The organism is Legionella genomosp. 1 (genome assembly GCF_900640215.1).
Taxonomy (GTDB): domain Bacteria; phylum Pseudomonadota; class Gammaproteobacteria; order Legionellales; family Legionellaceae; genus Legionella_C; species Legionella_C quinlivanii_A.
The window spans coordinates 69,706-85,767 of the sequence record NZ_CAAAJH010000009.1 but is presented as its reverse complement, the minus strand read 5'-3'; the positions used below and the strand labels follow the sequence as shown (position 1 = coordinate 85,767).

The following is a 16,062-nucleotide window of genomic DNA, read 5'->3' as shown; positions in this document are numbered from 1 at the left end:
TATAAGCAGGAATAGCAATATAGCCCAATTCATGGCAATGATGGAGAGGTGGTATGATGAACCAGCTAGAACAACTTAAACAGTATTCTGAAGTGGTTGCAGATACTGGGGATATCAAACTGTTAAATGAATTTCAAACACGCGATGCAACAACCAACCCCAAACTGATTCTTGATGCCGCACTTAATCCGGATTACCAACGGACATTGAAAGAAGCCCTGACCGAAGCTGAAAAAGATGATAATTCCGGCTACCCGCAGGCCATTCGCTTTGCAGCACGCTTCATCACCAAAATTGGAACAGAACTTTTACAGGTAATTCCTGGCAGAATTTCCAGTGAACTGGATCCTCGTTTAAGTTTCGATACAATCGAAACAATCAAGCGGGCTCAATACTTAATTTCCCTTTACGAAAAAAATGGAATCGCACCTGAACGTATTCTGATCAAAGTAGCAGCAACCTGGGAAGGTATAAAGGCAGCAGAAGAATTGGAAAAACAAGGGATCCATTGTAATTTAACTCTGGTGTTTTCCCTGGTTCAGGCGGCAGCCTGTGCACAGTCGAAAGTTACACTTATTTCCCCTTTTGTGGGACGTCTGAATGAATATTATTCCAATAATCATATCGAATCGAAACAATCCCCGGGGGTAGAGCTGATACAATCCATTGTTGACTATTATAGTGCCCATGCGATTTCTACTGAAATTATGGCAGCGAGCTTCAGGAATAAAGAGCAAGTGCTTTCAGTTGCCGGCACAAAATTATTAACCATTCCCCCAGATATTTTGAAAGACTTGAGGCAAAGCGAAGAGACTGTGATTCGGAAAATCAACTCCCCCGCATCAGGATTTCAAACGCCATCGATTTTATTCTCCTCACGAGAGGAGTTTTTGCACGAGCTGGCCCGTAATAAGCCGGCTTACCATCTTTTGAAAGATGGTAATTTTAAATTTACAAAAGCATTTCTCAAACTGAGACAGGTTGCTTTCAACCAACTCAAACCTATGCTCCTTTTTTCAGTATTAGCTGAAAAGCTGTCGCAGTCGATGAAAATGTAAAGCTAAGCTCTACCATACAATAGTTACTTATGAATTCTTTTTCGTTTATGACGTGAGCGTCTTAGCATATTAAGCAACTCTACACTAATTGAAAAACCCATCGCAAAATATACATAAGCCCGAGGAACATGGAAGGAGAAGCTGTCTGCGATAAGAACCGTACCTATTAAAATAAGAAAAGACAAGGCCAGCATTTTTATCGTCGGATGTTTATCGATGAAACGGCTGACTGGTTCGCTGGCATAAATCATTACCAGAATAGCGCAGGTAATTGCAGCCGCCATAACCCAGAAGCGGTTAGTCAGGCCAATCGCAGTTAGAACGCTATCCAGTGAAAATACCACATCCATAATTGCAACCTGTGTCACCACCGATTTCATAGTGGTTTTCCTGGAGGGCTTATCAATCATAAGCGGGGGATGTTCTCCCACTTCATCATGAATTTCCTGTGTCGCCTTAACAATAAGAAACGCACCGCCCGCGAAAAGAAAAAGATCCCGTGCCGAGAAGGAAAATTTGGCAATTGAAAATAAGGGATGCTTAAGTTCTGCCAGCCAGACCGCTGAGGCTAACAGGCATAAACGGGTCACCCAGGCAAATGTAAGCCCCCATCGTCTGGCGGCCTTACGTTGCTCCAAAGGCAGTTTTTCTGTAAGGATTGATAAAAAGATTAAATTGTCTATTCCTAGTACAATCTCCAATATAACCAATGCTATCAGACTAAATATGATATCCAACATATCCATTTGTAATTCTCATGACTTGATCGAAATCAATTATTTATTGAGCTAAAAAAATGTATTTTCTCTTGAGAATAAGACTATGATTTTAATTAAACATAACCATTTCACTTTACTACATATCTTAGCTATAATAGACAGCGTTATACAATCTTTATTTAGGTGACCACAATAATTAAGTTAATAAAAAAGCTGTTGCGAAAGTCCAGGGGAAAACATACTCCTATAGAAGCCAGCTTCATCATACCCCGCACACAGCATAATGTTTCAAAAACGGATATCAGTCCTAATGCCCTGAAGGTTTTAAACCGCCTCAATGGCGCTGGCTTTCAAGCTTATCTTGTTGGAGGAAGCGTGCGTGATCTTCTTTTAGGTCAGGCTCCAAAAGATTTTGACGTGGCAACTAACGCTACTCCCAGTCAGATTAAAAGCTTATTTAGAAATGCCCGTATAATTGGTCGCCGCTTCAAATTAGTTCATATTATATTCCATCGCGATATTATCGAAGTAGCCACATTTCGCGGTAATCAGTCAATTGATGAAAGCCAGCAGGTTAATGAGCGCGGCATGCTTGTGCGCGATAATGTTTACGGTAGTCTGGATGAAGATGCCTGGCGGCGTGATTTTACCGTTAACTCACTTTACTATAATATCGAAGATTCTTCCATTGTCGACTTCACAGGCGGAGTGGAAGACATCCATCGCAGACAATTGCGTATGATAGGAGATCCGCTCATTCGCTATCAGGAAGATCCGGTGAGGATGCTTCGTGCCATTCGTTTCAGCGCCAAACTTAATTTTGCTCTGGAAGAAGAAACGGCGAAACCCTTGACGAAAATGAGTTCGTTAATACGTCATGTGTCAAGCTCCAGATTATTTGATGAGATCACCAAGCTCTATCAATGCGGACAAGGTGAGGCCGTTCAGCGCTTACTGATTGAGCATGGCTTATTTGCAGAACTCTTTAGCCAAACCTCGCAATTGCTTCATTCCGAATACCCGGTAAGTGCGCTATTAGGAATTGCTCTGGAAAGTACAGATACCCGAATACAAGGTAATAAACCGGTAACCCCTGCCTTTCTTTTTGCCGTATTGCTCTGGTTTCCTCTGAAACAGCAGGCAGCGATTTATCAGCAAGCAGAAAATTTAGCGCCCTTATCGGCACTGGAAAAAGCAATGAATCATGTGATTTTTGAACAGAATAAGGTCATTGCTATTCCCAAACGATTTACTCAGGTTATTCGTGAAATCTGGCTTTTGCAATTTCGCTTTACAAAACGACATGGCGGAAGAGCGATTAATTTGTTGCAACATCCCCGATTCAGGGCAGCATTCGATTTTCTGGCACTAAGGGCGCTAGCTGGTGATGAATCCATGGAGCTTGCCCAATGGTGGACAAATTTTCAGGATGCAGACGAAACCAGGCAGCATGAAATGATCACCGAAATATCCCCTCCTCCGTCAAGAAAACCCAGACGCAGACAACGGAGTAAATCGGTTTCAGAATGATTTGCTATCTTGCGCTTGGAAGTAACTTGAAAAGTCCTGAAAGACAGATACGAACGGCAATTCAGGCCATAGCTTCCTTACCTAAGACCCAGGTACTCAAAACAGCGAGTCTGTATGAGAGTGTCGCCTGGGGCAGAAAAATTCAGCCTTGTTTTTGTAATACAGTCATTAAGATTAAAACAGGGCTTCGGGCTTTAGATTTGTTGAAACAATGCCAGCAGATTGAGAAAACTCATGGCAGGATCCGACGAATACGTTGGGGGTCTCGTACCCTGGACATTGATATCCTGATTTTTGGAAAGCATTTCTTACGCCATCCACGGCTTCAGATCCCACATCCACGATTGTTGGAGCGCGATTTTATGTTTCTTCCCTTATTGGAAATCTCACCGAAAACTCAACTACCCGATGGAAGCAAAGTGTCAGATTCTATTGCAAAAAATCCAACTCAAACCTGTATTACCATCTCTAAATAATTAAATCAAAATGATCTATTTATTGACAGTTTATCGTCCATATACCTAAAATAGCCGATTTTGAAGCACCATTCCGGTACCAATCACTATGCCTCTTTTTTTAAATAACTCTCAGCAAATAATCAATCTTCTTAGCAGAGAATATAATGTCGATTGCACAGCTTATGAAAATATTAACTTTAAAATAATGAAGAACTATAAGTACTTTTCACAAAAGAAACTTATAAACGCATCGCCTTCAGATTTCATTCCTACTGAAAATGAAGTGCACGACAATCCTCAACTACTCAAATTGATTACTTCTATTTTATTCAGTGATCTCTTCGACTTTCTTAATTTCGAAGAAAATATCTTAATCAGTGCAGATTATTTTAAGAGCAAATTGATTGAAGTGCAGAATTATATCCAGATCTGCCACTCGTCCTTAAGCCCCGATGAAAGGGCGCTTAAAGTTGACGCCATTGAATTCCTGATATGCCAAATGATTGGTTTACGATTGCTCAAAGAAATCAGGGAGAAGAAACTGGAACTCCCATTTGAACCGATAAGTAAAAAAGACGCCGAACAAGATTTGCAAGCTTTAAAGAATATTATGCCAAAGCTTGGTACAACAAGAAAACTGACCCTGTCTTTTAACGACAGTTTTCCACAAACTCTAGTGGGAGCGTCTGTCTCAGCCCGCTATGTGGATCCTTTCCGTTATGCCGTTAGCAATGGACAAAGGGCCAAAACAAATGCCTATACTCCTTTAAGTGCCTGGAGTGAAGATAATCTGGCTTCATTTTTTTGTGGGCAACTTCGCCAGACAGCGATGAAGGCCAGAAAAAATGCCCAGAAAGCACAAACTGCGGTGACTGCTCCCAATCTATCTGAAAATACACCGTCAGATATGTATAATTTTCACAGGCTTGACATGCATCTTTCATGTTCAAAAATAAGATATGCACTTATAAGAAAATATGGTGTAAACCAATATCATCCCTTATACGTAGGTTCTCTTGTTGAATTCCTGAAAAGAGAATATGGCTACTCAGTGGAAAACTATCTCGATTTATGTATGGGATGGGCCGATCGCATGGCAGGTGCCTTTGGTGCTTCCCCTTTGGGCGTTAAACGTTATGTTGGAACCGATCCGAACACTAAACTGGTCCCAGCCTATAAAGAGATTATTGCAAACCATCAACCCAGAAACTTCCAAACCTTTACTTATGCACTTCCTATGGAAGCCCTCACACAAGCTCAGTTATGCCCAGACGGCAAGCCCAACCACATGATGTTAACCTCTCCTCCTTATTTTGATAAAGAAAACTATCCAGGCAAACTACAATCACATAAATTGTATCCAAAATATGAGGACTGGTTCAAAAACTTCATGATGCCACTCATTAGCCAGGCGCAGATGGGTTTGGAAGTGGGCGGATTTATTGCTATTGAAATGGGAACCGCCCTGGATAGATCAATCGATATCCCAGGCGATATTGACACTTATCTCGGCAAATGTCCCCAATTAGAAAAGCTCGGCAAGTTTGTTAATACCAGGTATTACAGTACCCCGACATTCTTGGTGCGATATGTTGGTACATTTCCATTAGAAAAGCCGATTCAGCTGCAAATATCAGAAAGTTTAGAATTTATAGGCAGTGGAAACTTCAATGATAAAACCTGCGTTGATGAGTTTGAGCAGAAGAAATTAATGGCAGCATCTGCTTTGGCATTAATGTCTTCGGATTATTCTAATGAACCCCCTCTATTACCTGAGGATCCCTTGCAAGAAGATGAGGTACTGGCAGGTGGTGCGGTTTTTAAAAGAGCTAATGACAGCGAAGATACTGATACCCTAAAAAGACAGAAAGGAAATCAAAATCCGTCACGAGCAAAAAATGCAGGGCATCTTTCGAAATTTGGCATACATGCTCACAGAGAGGATTCATTTACCTCTCCCTTTGTGAAGTCTGCAGAACAGGCCATGAATTCACTCGAACAGGATATTGATCGACCAGGGTTTAAATTTTAGGCCAAGGGAGTATATATCGCTTCATTAAAAATCCTCACTCCCTAGGGTGTGGGTTAAAGAGAGGGTTAAAATCATCCCTCCCCCTGGCCCTCATTGCCGTTAAGTTAAGCTCAATTTTGTATTAACTGTCTTCCCCGCAAAGGCGGGGATCCATCTCTGAGCTAGCTGCAGTATCAATTGAGGAATGGATTCCCGCCTTCGCGGGAAAGACAAGATTCTAAACTTAACAGGTAAATTTAAGATACATCAAACTCACAAGGCTTACAAACGGGATAAAGGTTGTTGTTTTTACTGAAAGAAACTACAATTAAGTTGATACCTGTTTTATGGATGAGGCAATCTTGTATAAAATAATTCTGCACGCGACGGACTTAAAAGAAAATCATAGGATTTACTGTCAGCAGGCAGTGATGTTGGCAAAGGCTTTTAATGCCGAGCTTCATTTTCTTCATGTCATTGAGCCCCCTAAGTCGCTTCAATTCGCACAAAGCCTGGGATTTGCTGAAATTGCCAAACCATCCAAGGAAGATGCCCAAACAGTTATGGACTTACTCTGCGAAAGTCTGGGTATACCAGCCGAACAGCAATACATTGAAATTGGCACAGCTTCTCAGCATATTTTACAAAAAATTAAAGAATTAGGCTGCGATCTGGTTATCCTTGGCAGTCATAGCTCAAGCATTCCCGCATTTTTAGGAAGTACAGCCAATGCGGTCATGCATCATGCAAGTTGCGACGTGCTGACTCTTAGAAATACTGAAACTGGTTAGAGAACCTTATCTGACTGTTACTTGAAAAGAGCCTTTTCTATCATTGGGATAATTTTAAGATTAGCCTCTGGAAATTCAAAATCGCTCAGACTATTAAGATTCACCCATCTTAGGTCAAGTTGGGATTCCTTACAAACGGCAGTGCCTGAGAAATGAGAAACCAGAAAAACCTGGAGTTGAACGGGCTTTGCCCCATAAGAATGGACAACTTCGCCCAAGAAATCATACTTCTCAACAGTTAAACCCACTTCTTCATGCACTTCTCGAATCAGCGCATCCGCTGCATTTTCAGTGGCCTCGACTTTCCCCCCTGGAAATTCCCAGGCCCCTGGATGCGGAACATGCAAGGGCCTTTGAGTAATGAGAATTTTCTGTAAGTGGTCAACAATGACTGCAACGGCTACTTTCACACCAGACTACCATGACAGCTTTTATATTTTTTGCCAGAACCACAAGGACAAGGCTCATTACGCCCTACTTTTTGCTCTGTCCGGCGAAAAGTAGTTTGCCCGTCTTGCTGCTGGTCATGTTCAGCTAGCGACTCATCTTCATGAATGAATTGCATTTTCTGAACCTGTTCAGAGCGGCGCTGCTCCTCAACCGCATTCACATCTTCTTCAGTCTGCACTTGAACCGAGGTGAGCAGACGAATAATATCGTATTTCAAATTGTCTAACATCATTGTAAATAATGTAAACGCTTCTCGTTTATATTCCTGCTTCGGATCTTTTTGAGCATAACCTCTTAAGTGGATTCCCTGACGCAGGTGGTCCATTGCTGCCAGGTGCTCACGCCATTGAGTATCCATCGTTTGAAGGATTACTGATTTCTCAAATTGTGAAAGGACTTCGCGTCCGGCCAGCTGTTCTTTTTCCTCATAGCGTTTCAAGCATAAATCAAAGATTCGATCCCTGATTTGTTCAGGTTGCAGGGAGTGATCGTTTTCAACCCAGCTTTCTACATCCGCTTTAATTTGAAAATCTTCCTGCAGAGTTGTGGATAAGCCTTTTAAATCCCATTGATCTTCAAGGCTCTGTGGAGGAATGTAACTATCAACCAGACCGAATATTACATCTTCGCGCATTGAGTCGACAGTTTCCTTAGGATCACTCATTGCCATAATTTCAGCCCGCTGGCTATAAATCACTTTACGCTGGTTGTTCGCAACATTATCGTAGTCCAGTAATTGCTTACGCACATCAAAATGATGACCTTCCAATTTACGCTGTGCATTTTCAATTGCTTTTGTAACCAGGTTATGCTCGATAGGCTCTCCAGGTTTCATTCCCAGACGGCGCATCATATTCGCCACACGCTCTGAAGCAAAGATACGCATTAAATTGTCTTCCAACGACAGATAAAAGCGGCTGCTGCCAGGATCCCCCTGACGGCCTGCTCTACCACGCAACTGATTATCAATACGGCGAGATTCATGGCGCTCGGAACCAATAATTCGCAAGCCCCCTGCCTTTAATACTTCTTCATGACGCTTTTGCCATTCTTCTTTTACTTTCTGACGATCAGCTTCTGAAGCATCGGCAGGCAACTCCGCCAGAGCGGCAGACAAGCTGCCTCCCAATACGATGTCAGTTCCCCGGCCCGCCATATTGGTAGCAATTGTGACCACGCCAGGCCGACCCGCTTCAGCAATGATATGCGCTTCTTTTTCATGGAATTTCGCATTGAGCACCTGATGCTTGATCTTGACTTTATCCAGGAGACGGCTAACCAGCTCAGAGGCTTCAATGGAAGCCGTACCGACCAGTACTGGCTGACGTCTGGTAATACAATCACGAATATCTTCAATAATCGCTTCGTATTTATCTTTCTGAGTCAGATAAACAAGATCGGCCTGGTCCTGACGCTGCATCGAGCGATTGGTTGGGATGACAACCACTTCCAGGTTATAAATCTGCTGAAACTCATAAGCCTCAGTATCCGCTGTACCAGTCATTCCAGCCAGCTTATTATAAATACGGAAGAAGTTCTGGAAGGTAATAGAGGCAAGCGTCTGATTTTCATGCTGGATAGCCACTCGTTCCTTGGCTTCAACAGCCTGATGCAACCCTTCGGACCATCGACGACCGGGCATGGTACGTCCAGTGTGTTCGTCCACAATAACAACCTGATTGTCTTTGACGATATAATCTACATCACGATGGAACATGACATGGGCGCGCAAGGATGCATTGACATGATGCATTAATATGATATTGCTTGCATGATAGAGGCTTTCACCTGGATCGAGTAAACCTTCATTGGTCAATAACTCTTCAATAAGCTGATGACCAGACTCAGTCAGATGCGCCTGTTTCTGCTTCTCATCTACGGTGTAATGGCCGCCATCACCTTCTTCCTCCTGTTTCTTAAGCTGGGGAATCAGTTTATTTACTTTCACATAAAAATCAGAGCTGCCCTCTGCAGCACCAGAAATAATTAAAGGCGTTCGTGCTTCGTCAATGAGGATGGAATCGACTTCGTCGACGATAGCAAAGTTTAGCTCTCTCTGAACCTTATCTGCCAGGCTGAATGCCATATTATCGCGCAGATAATCAAAGCCAAATTCATTATTGGTTCCATAGACGATATCGGCTTTATACGCTTCCTGTTTCGCTGGATGCGCCATGTCGGGGGTAATGACTCCAACCGTTAAGCCCAGAAATTCATAGATTGGCTTCATCCACTGGCTGTCCCGCTTAGCGAGATAATCGTTTACAGTCACCACGTGGACACCTAAACCGGTAATAGCGTTTAAGTAAGCGGGCAATGTGGCTACAAGGGTTTTACCTTCACCAGTTCGCATCTCGGCAATATTCCCTTCATGCAGAACCATTCCCCCAATCAATTGCACATCAAAATGCCGCAATCCCATTGTCCGTACAGAGACTTCCCTGACAACCGCAAATGCTTCAGCCAGCATTTCATCAAGCGATTCACCTTGTTCCAGGCGCGCTTTAAATTCTTGGGTTTTTGCTGCCAATTGCTCATCAGAGAGGCTTTGCATCATTGGCTCAAAACCATTGATAGCCAGCACAACCTTCTCCATGCGTCTCAAGGTCCGCTCATTCCGACTACCAAACATTTTTTTCATCAATGTATTTAGCATGGCCTAATAATCCCCTGTGATTTTTGCACGTCAAAAGCGCTTAATTTACTAGAATTAAAGAAAAATTGCCATGAATAAGACCATTTCTATGTAAATTAAGCTCTCAAAACAAAGTACAGACTTCCAAATCAGCTCGAATTATGAAAATTCTGTGTTATGCCTTGGCAGTGCAGCACAATTTTAAAATACGCGCAGGTTGAATTTTGGGCTAAAATCTTAAGAGAAACCTTGCAATGAATCAGGATTTTCACGAGAGAATTAAAAACCTGCCAATGAACTATTTCAAAAAAAGAGGTTATTCAATATGCAAGTCACAACCGCAAGAGGACTCATTTACCTTGTCAGATTTATTAAAATGCTATGCACTCTGGTTATAATACTCATTGCCATTTCATTTCTAAGCCATTATATATCCGATCCAAAGGCCTATCCAGTTCTGATGAAACTCAATCAGTTTACAAACTCGCATACAGCCGAAGCAATCGGGTTAATTAAAAGAACTATTCCCTACCAGTTTTCCGGAACAGATTTCAGTCAGATCATCCTGATAGCTTTAATTTCAATCGTCCTGCATTTTTTAAGCCTGATACAGGACAAGCTTGGTTTATTGATATACAAAAGACGAGAAAGTATTCAATATCAGCAATGGCGAAAAAAACTTGAGGAACGCCTGTCCAGGGAGCAGATGCAGGAAATTGACAGTAAATTTTCGCAACTCGATTCCTCCCTCTCATCCAGCGAACGGCGAAAAATGTTGAAAGAGTTTGCCCGTCTTAAAAGTAAACTGGATGCGATGGGACAGCAATTAGCATTTCTATCCATTGATGTTGTGGATTCCACAGGAATGAAACGTAATGAAGACAAGTACCTCGCGGCTTATGATTTCGATCGCTATAATGAATTGGTGATACAGTGTCTGAAAGAAAATCATGTCATTAAATATGCAATGACACCTGATGGTATGATGAGCTGCTTTCAAAAAATAGATGAAGCGGTCAGCGCTGCCAAAATGCTTCTTGAACGCCTGGTTGACTTTAATCAACACTCAAAACAGATTAAGCGAAATTTTCATGTCCGCTGCGGCATCAATGGCGGCTTTGTTTATATCGATGACGATACTCCCCTGGAACAAGTCAGTGATCGGGCAATTGATATTGCGGGGCATATGCAAAAACATGCGAAACCTGACTGCATTAATATTGCTGCCTCAGCAATTGAACCCCTGAAAAACAGAGAGGGTTTTGCTGAAACACGCAATATTGTTGATGAGCAGAAAGTCTATGAATGGGGAAAGCAGCTCACTTAGTGCTGACAGGCTTCTCATCCAGTTGGCAATAGTAATAAAAAATTAATCCTTTATAACAACTTGTATTGTAAGTTTTCCCTCTCATTAAATCCTGCAGACGATAGTAATCGCAGCTTGCCTGAAAGCTATAATTTTCACTGTAGTGATAGCCCGATAGACAAAAATAGGCATTGGCAGTAAAGGAAACCAAACTGATAAGCAAAGTTAACACGGTTTTTGTAAACATAATTACTCCTGAAAATCCTCTGAACTTCAAAGCGCTGCAGATTCGGGAATGACTGAGTTAAGTAATGACTCCCGATTTTCAAGCCATTCTGTCGCAAAGTCCAGTTGGGCGGCATTTTTAGCTTGCAAAATTGACTGCAATAATGCTTTCCACTCTTTATTTCCCGACTGTCCATGATAAATATTAAAAACAGGCTTTAACAGAACTGAAAGCGGAACCGATTGCTCCAACTGGATTTTCACATAATACATATAGTTCTGAAAGATACTCAGACGACTTAAAACGGGAACATCAGGATAAACGTGACGATGTAAACCAGCCAGTGCAAAGGGATTATCGCAGGCTAACCGGCCCAGCATAACTCCATCTACTTGCTCAAGATGTGTTTTAACGGCCTCAAGGTTTGATATATTTCCGTTTACAACCATTGGAGTCGCTGGAAACTCTTTTTTTAGTCGATACACATAGTCATAGTTTATAGGGGGAATGCTGCGGTTTTGCTTGGGATTTAAGCCATGCAGCCAGGCTTTTCGCGCATGAACAATTAACTTGTCAGCGCCTGCCTTAATAATTTTCTCTGCAAAGCCTGCAAAAAAATCATAACTGTCCTGATGATCTATGCCTATTCTTGTCTTGGCTGTAACCGGAATTCGGACAGCCTCCTTCATCGCAGCGATACATTCACCAACCAGCGACGGCTCTCGCATCATACAGGCGCCAAAGCGCCCTGCCAGGACTCGATCACTGGGGCAGCCTAAATTCAGATTCACTTCCGCAAAGCCCCTTTCCTCTGCAATCTTTGCACATTCTGCGAGTACCTCAGGCTCTGAGCCCCCTAATTGTAAAGCCAGCGGATGTTCGCAGGCATCATAGCCCAATGCCCGCTCCGGCTTGTTACGTATGGCTCCTGCTGTCTGCATTTCCGTATAAAGCAATGCCTTCGGGGCTATCAGACGCATGAAAACTCGAAAATGAGTATTTGTCCAGTCTATCATTGGGGCAATAGCCAATGGGGAAAAAATCGCATCACTTGACATAATGGAAAATAAACTTCAAAAAATTAGACATAGTATACAGTAGGTTTTATTTTGTACAAATTAATTGTAAGTGAGCATTTAAGTCAAAGGCACTAGCATTTCAGCTATTAACTGTAGCCGTGCCCGCCTCTGGAACACATTAATATCCAGTTTATATGCCATATGCAACTTACGCAGACGATGATTCGGCCATTGATTGAGATCCACATTAAATGCTATCGCATCAATTGTATCGCCCCCGCTTTCATGAATAAGACTCAGCTTAAGATGATTTTTACCAACCAGGCGCTGTTCAATAATTTCAAATACGTCATCAAAGCAAGGTTCAGGGAATTGCTGTCCCCAGGGACCTGCCTGTTGCAGCATTAAAGCAGTTTCTATGGATAGTTCTGATGATGTCAGTGAACCATCGCTTAATAACACCCCTTCCAAATCGAGTTCATGGCGATGCTTTGCGACTTCTTCAACAAATACTTTTTGAAAATCTGAAAATGCGCCGGGATGCAAACTTAATCCCGCAGCCATCGCATGACCGCCAAAGCGATTGATAAGACCTGGGTAATGGGTATCGATTTCTGCAAGAACGTCTCGAATATTGAGACCTGAAACAGAGCGTGCTGAACCTTTCATTTCACTGTCACTGACTACCGCGAAAGCGATAACCGGCCGGTGAAAGCGATCTTTCAGGCGCCCCGCCAGGATCCCAATCACTCCCTGATGCCAGTTTTCATCCATTAAGCATAATGCCGGAGGAAGATGAACACTATTTTCCATTTTTTTAGCCATCTGGTTTACGACCGCTAAAGCCTGCTCTTTCATCTCCGCCTCAATTTGACGGCGCTCCTGATTCAACTCATCCAATTGACGGGCATAAAGCCTTGCCCGATTCATGTCCTCACATAAAAGGCATTCAATACCTAAAGACATATCATCAAGACGCCCGGCAGCATTCAAACGCGGAGCCACAGAAAATCCCATATCCGATTCGCGAATCGTTTCAGCACTCTTGCCTGCAACTTCCATTAAGGCCAGAATGCCAGGCCGGCAATGCCCTTGCCGAATGCGGGCAATCCCCTGATTAATCATGATGCGATTGTTTTGATCCAGAGTAACGACGTCGGCGACAGTTCCCAAGGCCACCAAATCCAGAAACTGGGCCATATTCGGTGCTTCAATACCTTGTTCAGTGAACCAGTTTGAATTCACAAGATGCCTGCGCAAGGCCAGCATGACGTAAAAAATAACCCCAACTCCTGCCATTGATTTACTGGCGAACCCATCGCCATACTGATTGGGATTTACAATAGCACAGGCTTTGGGCAATTGATCTCCGGGTAAATGGTGATCTGTAATTAATACATCTATTCCGGCCCGGTTGGCAGCATCCACACCCTCAATGCTAGCGATGCCGTTATCAACAGTAATTAATAAATCAGGAGCTCGTTGTCTGGCCACCTCAACGATTGCGGGAGTCAGTCCATAGCCAAATTCAAAGCGGTTAGGAACCAGATAATCCACATTTGCTGCCCCCATGCTCCTCAATGCCGAAATAGCTACCGCGGTTGATGTGGCGCCATCAGCATCAAAATCACCAATAACCAGGATTCTTTGTTTCTGTCTTAAGGCCTGCTCGAGACGCTGACTGGCTTTGTCAATGTCGATCAACTCATTATAAGGAAGCAGAGATTGTACACGTTTGTCCAGTTGACTCTCATGTTCAATACCTCTGGCTGTATAAATACGTTGTAACAGCGGGGATAACGAGTTCAGGGTCGAGGAAATTTCAGCAATCGCTCTTCTTTTTATTTGCATGAATCAGGGATCTCCACAATCGTATCAATACATTTGGTTTTGTTATCTGGCAGGCCATATTATTCCAGTAACAGCGAACTGCCAAACCTTTCTTTTTTGCTTTATCGAGGAGAACATTCAGCGCTTGTTCATCATGCAAACAGATGACGGTGTTTTTATCCAGTTTACACTGCAGATTAAGATTCTCAATAATTTGAGGAAATGCTGAGATTAATTGTGCATCATCGCTTAAAATTCTTTTTTTAGCAGGAAAATGAAATTCCCCTTCGCCATAAAACCACAGCCCGTTTACATTAGCCCCATTATACTGATTACTTACGATGCTTGCGGAAAACAACATCTGCATTTCGGTAAACAGACGTTGCCAATATAGAGATTCACCCATATTTTTTAAGATAGGCAATAAGGAGTGATGTAAAATGCGAGGAAGAAATTGGCTTTGTAATTTGGGCTTATCACCTGGATTCAACAGCCATAAGTGTGCATCATGGTAATAGACTGAACAATTGTCCTGTTCTAAAAATTGTTTAACTTGCTGAAATAAGTTTCGGGCATCTGCCTTGCTTAATTCAAGTTCATGGCCCATTGCCACAATCATTGCATCATTATGAGTTGCTTCCCAGTGAATGGGAGAGGCGACAATCCACTGGCCTTCCAATTGATGAAGGCGTCGTAAAAAATCTCCAATCGCAGGATTTTCATTGTGACTATCCAGAACATGAAGAATGTTCAACCAGTAATTACCCTGAGTTGGTAAGAGACTGGCCTCAGATGGGCAATTATCAGATAAGCCATTGATGATAATATCCATTTATACCGCCTCAGCGTAACCATCCTTTTTAAATAATGCCTTTAAATTACGAAGTGCCTGGCGAGTTCGCTGCCTGTTTTCAATCAGCCCAAAACGGACATACTGATCACCCTGCGGGCCAAAGCCAATACCAGGGGATACCGCGACATGCGCTTCCTGTAACAAATATTTTGAGAACTCAAGCGAACCCATATGACGATAAAACGGGGGAATTTTTGCCCAGACAAACATAGTGGCTTTGGGCTTTTCCACAAACCAGCCCAATTCGCACAAACCTTCACAGAGCACATCGCGGCGCTTTTCGTACAAGGATCTAATCTCATGGACGCAATCATCCGGTCCCTCAAGTGCTGCAATTGCTGCCACCTGAATTGGGGTAAAAGTGCCGTAATCGAGATAGGACTTTATGCGGGTTAAGGCGGCGACCAGTTCTTCGTTTCCACAGGCGAAACCAACCCGCCAGCCAGGCATGTTATAGGACTTTGACATTGAATAGGTTTCAATGGCGATATCGATAGCACCGGGGACCTGTAAAATGGAAGGTGCCTTATATCCATCAAAGACGATATCAGCATAGGCCAAATCATGAATAACCCAGATGTGATGACGCTTTGCCAATTCAACTATTTTTACAAAAAAATCATATTCTACACAGTGTGTACTGGGATTAGCAGGAAAGTTAATAACCAGCGCTTTGGGTCGTGGCCAGGTTTGCTCTATGGCTATTTCAATGTCCTGCAGGAACTGATTTTCATCAACCAGCGGAATTTGCTTGACATTGGCTCCAGCGATAATAAATCCGTAGGTGTGAATTGGATAAGCTGGGTCAGGTACAATCACGGTATCTCCCGGGCCGCTGATAGCCAGGGCCAGATGAGCAAGGCCTTCTTTAGATCCAATAGTGGTCAGCACCTGCTTTTCGCTATCCAGCTCAACATTGTAATTGCGCTTATACCAGCTGGCCATTGCCCGTCTCAGGCGAGGAATACCTTTGGACATCGAGTACCGATGCGTATCGGGACGTTGTGCCGTTTCAACAAGCTTGTCGACGATATGCTGCGGCGTAGGCTGATCGGGATTTCCCATGCCAAAATCAATTACGTCCTCTCCACGCGCCCGCGCTTCTGACTTTAATTGGGTCATTGTATTAAAGACATAAGGGGGTAAACGTTTTATGCGTGGAAACTGACTCATGAT

General features: G+C 43.0%; 14 protein-coding genes. 6 read left to right on the top strand and 8 right to left on the bottom strand.

From position 1 onward, the window contains the following. Positions 1-53 precede the first annotated feature (53 nt). The gene (locus E1O89_RS09885) at positions 54-1,058 is read left to right on the top strand and encodes a transaldolase family protein (RefSeq protein WP_133140023.1); all 1,005 of its coding nucleotides are present in this window, start codon (positions 54-56) and stop codon (positions 1,056-1,058) included. 23 nt (positions 1,059-1,081) lie between these two features. Here E1O89_RS09885 and E1O89_RS09880 read toward each other — a convergent pair whose 3' ends face one another. Continuing rightward, entirely contained in the window at positions 1,082-1,804 is a 723-nt protein-coding gene (locus E1O89_RS09880) for a TerC family protein (RefSeq protein ID WP_133140022.1), read from the bottom strand. Between the two features lie 186 nt (positions 1,805-1,990). Between E1O89_RS09880 and pcnB the strand changes: the two genes are divergently transcribed. The 4 genes from pcnB (at position 1,991) to E1O89_RS09860 (ending at position 6,567) form a co-directional block, all read left to right on the top strand. Beyond that, positions 1,991-3,307 carry a polynucleotide adenylyltransferase PcnB gene (gene pcnB, locus E1O89_RS09875; protein WP_133140060.1) on the top strand — a complete coding sequence of 439 codons (1,317 nt, stop codon included), beginning with the start codon at positions 1,991-1,993 and terminating at the stop codon, positions 3,305-3,307. Then, a complete protein-coding gene (gene folK / locus E1O89_RS09870; RefSeq protein ID WP_133140021.1) occupies positions 3,304-3,783 on the top strand; it encodes a 2-amino-4-hydroxy-6-hydroxymethyldihydropteridine diphosphokinase in 480 nt (159 codons plus the stop codon). The genes pcnB and folK overlap by 4 nt, the downstream gene beginning before the upstream one ends. A gap of 88 nt (positions 3,784-3,871) precedes the next feature. Next, complete coding sequence (locus tag E1O89_RS09865) at positions 3,872-5,797, top strand: hypothetical protein (RefSeq protein ID WP_133140020.1); 1,926 nt, start codon at positions 3,872-3,874, stop codon at positions 5,795-5,797. A 341-nt stretch (positions 5,798-6,138) separates the two neighbouring features. After that, complete coding sequence (locus E1O89_RS09860; protein WP_165483120.1) at positions 6,139-6,567, top strand: universal stress protein; 429 nt, start codon at positions 6,139-6,141, stop codon at positions 6,565-6,567. A 17-nt stretch (positions 6,568-6,584) separates the two neighbouring features. On the opposite strand, the gene E1O89_RS09855 is transcribed toward E1O89_RS09860, so the two are convergent. Continuing rightward, positions 6,585-6,977 carry a (deoxy)nucleoside triphosphate pyrophosphohydrolase gene (locus tag E1O89_RS09855; RefSeq protein ID WP_133140018.1) on the bottom strand — a complete coding sequence of 131 codons (393 nt, stop codon included), beginning with the start codon at positions 6,975-6,977 and terminating at the stop codon, positions 6,585-6,587. Then, entirely contained in the window at positions 6,974-9,673 is a 2,700-nt protein-coding gene (secA, locus tag E1O89_RS09850; protein WP_133140017.1) for a preprotein translocase subunit SecA, read from the bottom strand. The genes E1O89_RS09855 and secA overlap by 4 nt, the downstream gene beginning before the upstream one ends. 304 nt (positions 9,674-9,977) lie before the next feature. On the opposite strand from secA, the gene E1O89_RS09845 reads away from it, so the two are divergent. Beyond that, positions 9,978-10,979: an adenylate/guanylate cyclase domain-containing protein gene (locus E1O89_RS09845; protein ID WP_133140016.1), complete on the top strand. Its 1,002-nt coding sequence runs from the start codon at positions 9,978-9,980 to the stop codon at positions 10,977-10,979. On the opposite strand, the gene E1O89_RS09840 is transcribed toward E1O89_RS09845, so the two are convergent. From E1O89_RS09840 to alaC, 5 genes are all read right to left on the bottom strand, one after another. Next, positions 10,972-11,205, bottom strand: a complete 234-nt coding sequence (locus E1O89_RS09840) for a hypothetical protein (protein ID WP_112218419.1) — start codon at positions 11,203-11,205, stop codon at positions 10,972-10,974. The two genes, E1O89_RS09845 and E1O89_RS09840, sit on opposite strands and share 8 nt — an antisense overlap. A gap of 26 nt (positions 11,206-11,231) precedes the next feature. After that, positions 11,232-12,242, bottom strand: coding sequence for a tRNA dihydrouridine(20/20a) synthase DusA (gene dusA / locus E1O89_RS09835; protein ID WP_133140015.1), 1,011 nt, complete (start codon positions 12,240-12,242; stop codon positions 11,232-11,234). Positions 12,243-12,320: 78 nt separating this feature from the next. Further along, the gene (gene recJ, locus E1O89_RS09830; protein WP_133140014.1) at positions 12,321-14,054 is read right to left on the bottom strand and encodes a single-stranded-DNA-specific exonuclease RecJ; all 1,734 of its coding nucleotides are present in this window, start codon (positions 14,052-14,054) and stop codon (positions 12,321-12,323) included. Next, positions 14,026-14,865, bottom strand: coding sequence for a hypothetical protein (locus tag E1O89_RS09825; RefSeq protein WP_133140013.1), 840 nt, complete (start codon positions 14,863-14,865; stop codon positions 14,026-14,028). The genes recJ and E1O89_RS09825 overlap by 29 nt, the downstream gene beginning before the upstream one ends. Continuing rightward, positions 14,866-16,059 (bottom strand): alanine transaminase, encoded by a 1,194-nt coding sequence (gene alaC / locus E1O89_RS09820; RefSeq protein ID WP_112218423.1) that lies wholly within the window; start codon positions 16,057-16,059, stop codon positions 14,866-14,868. Positions 16,060-16,062 lie beyond the last annotated feature (3 nt).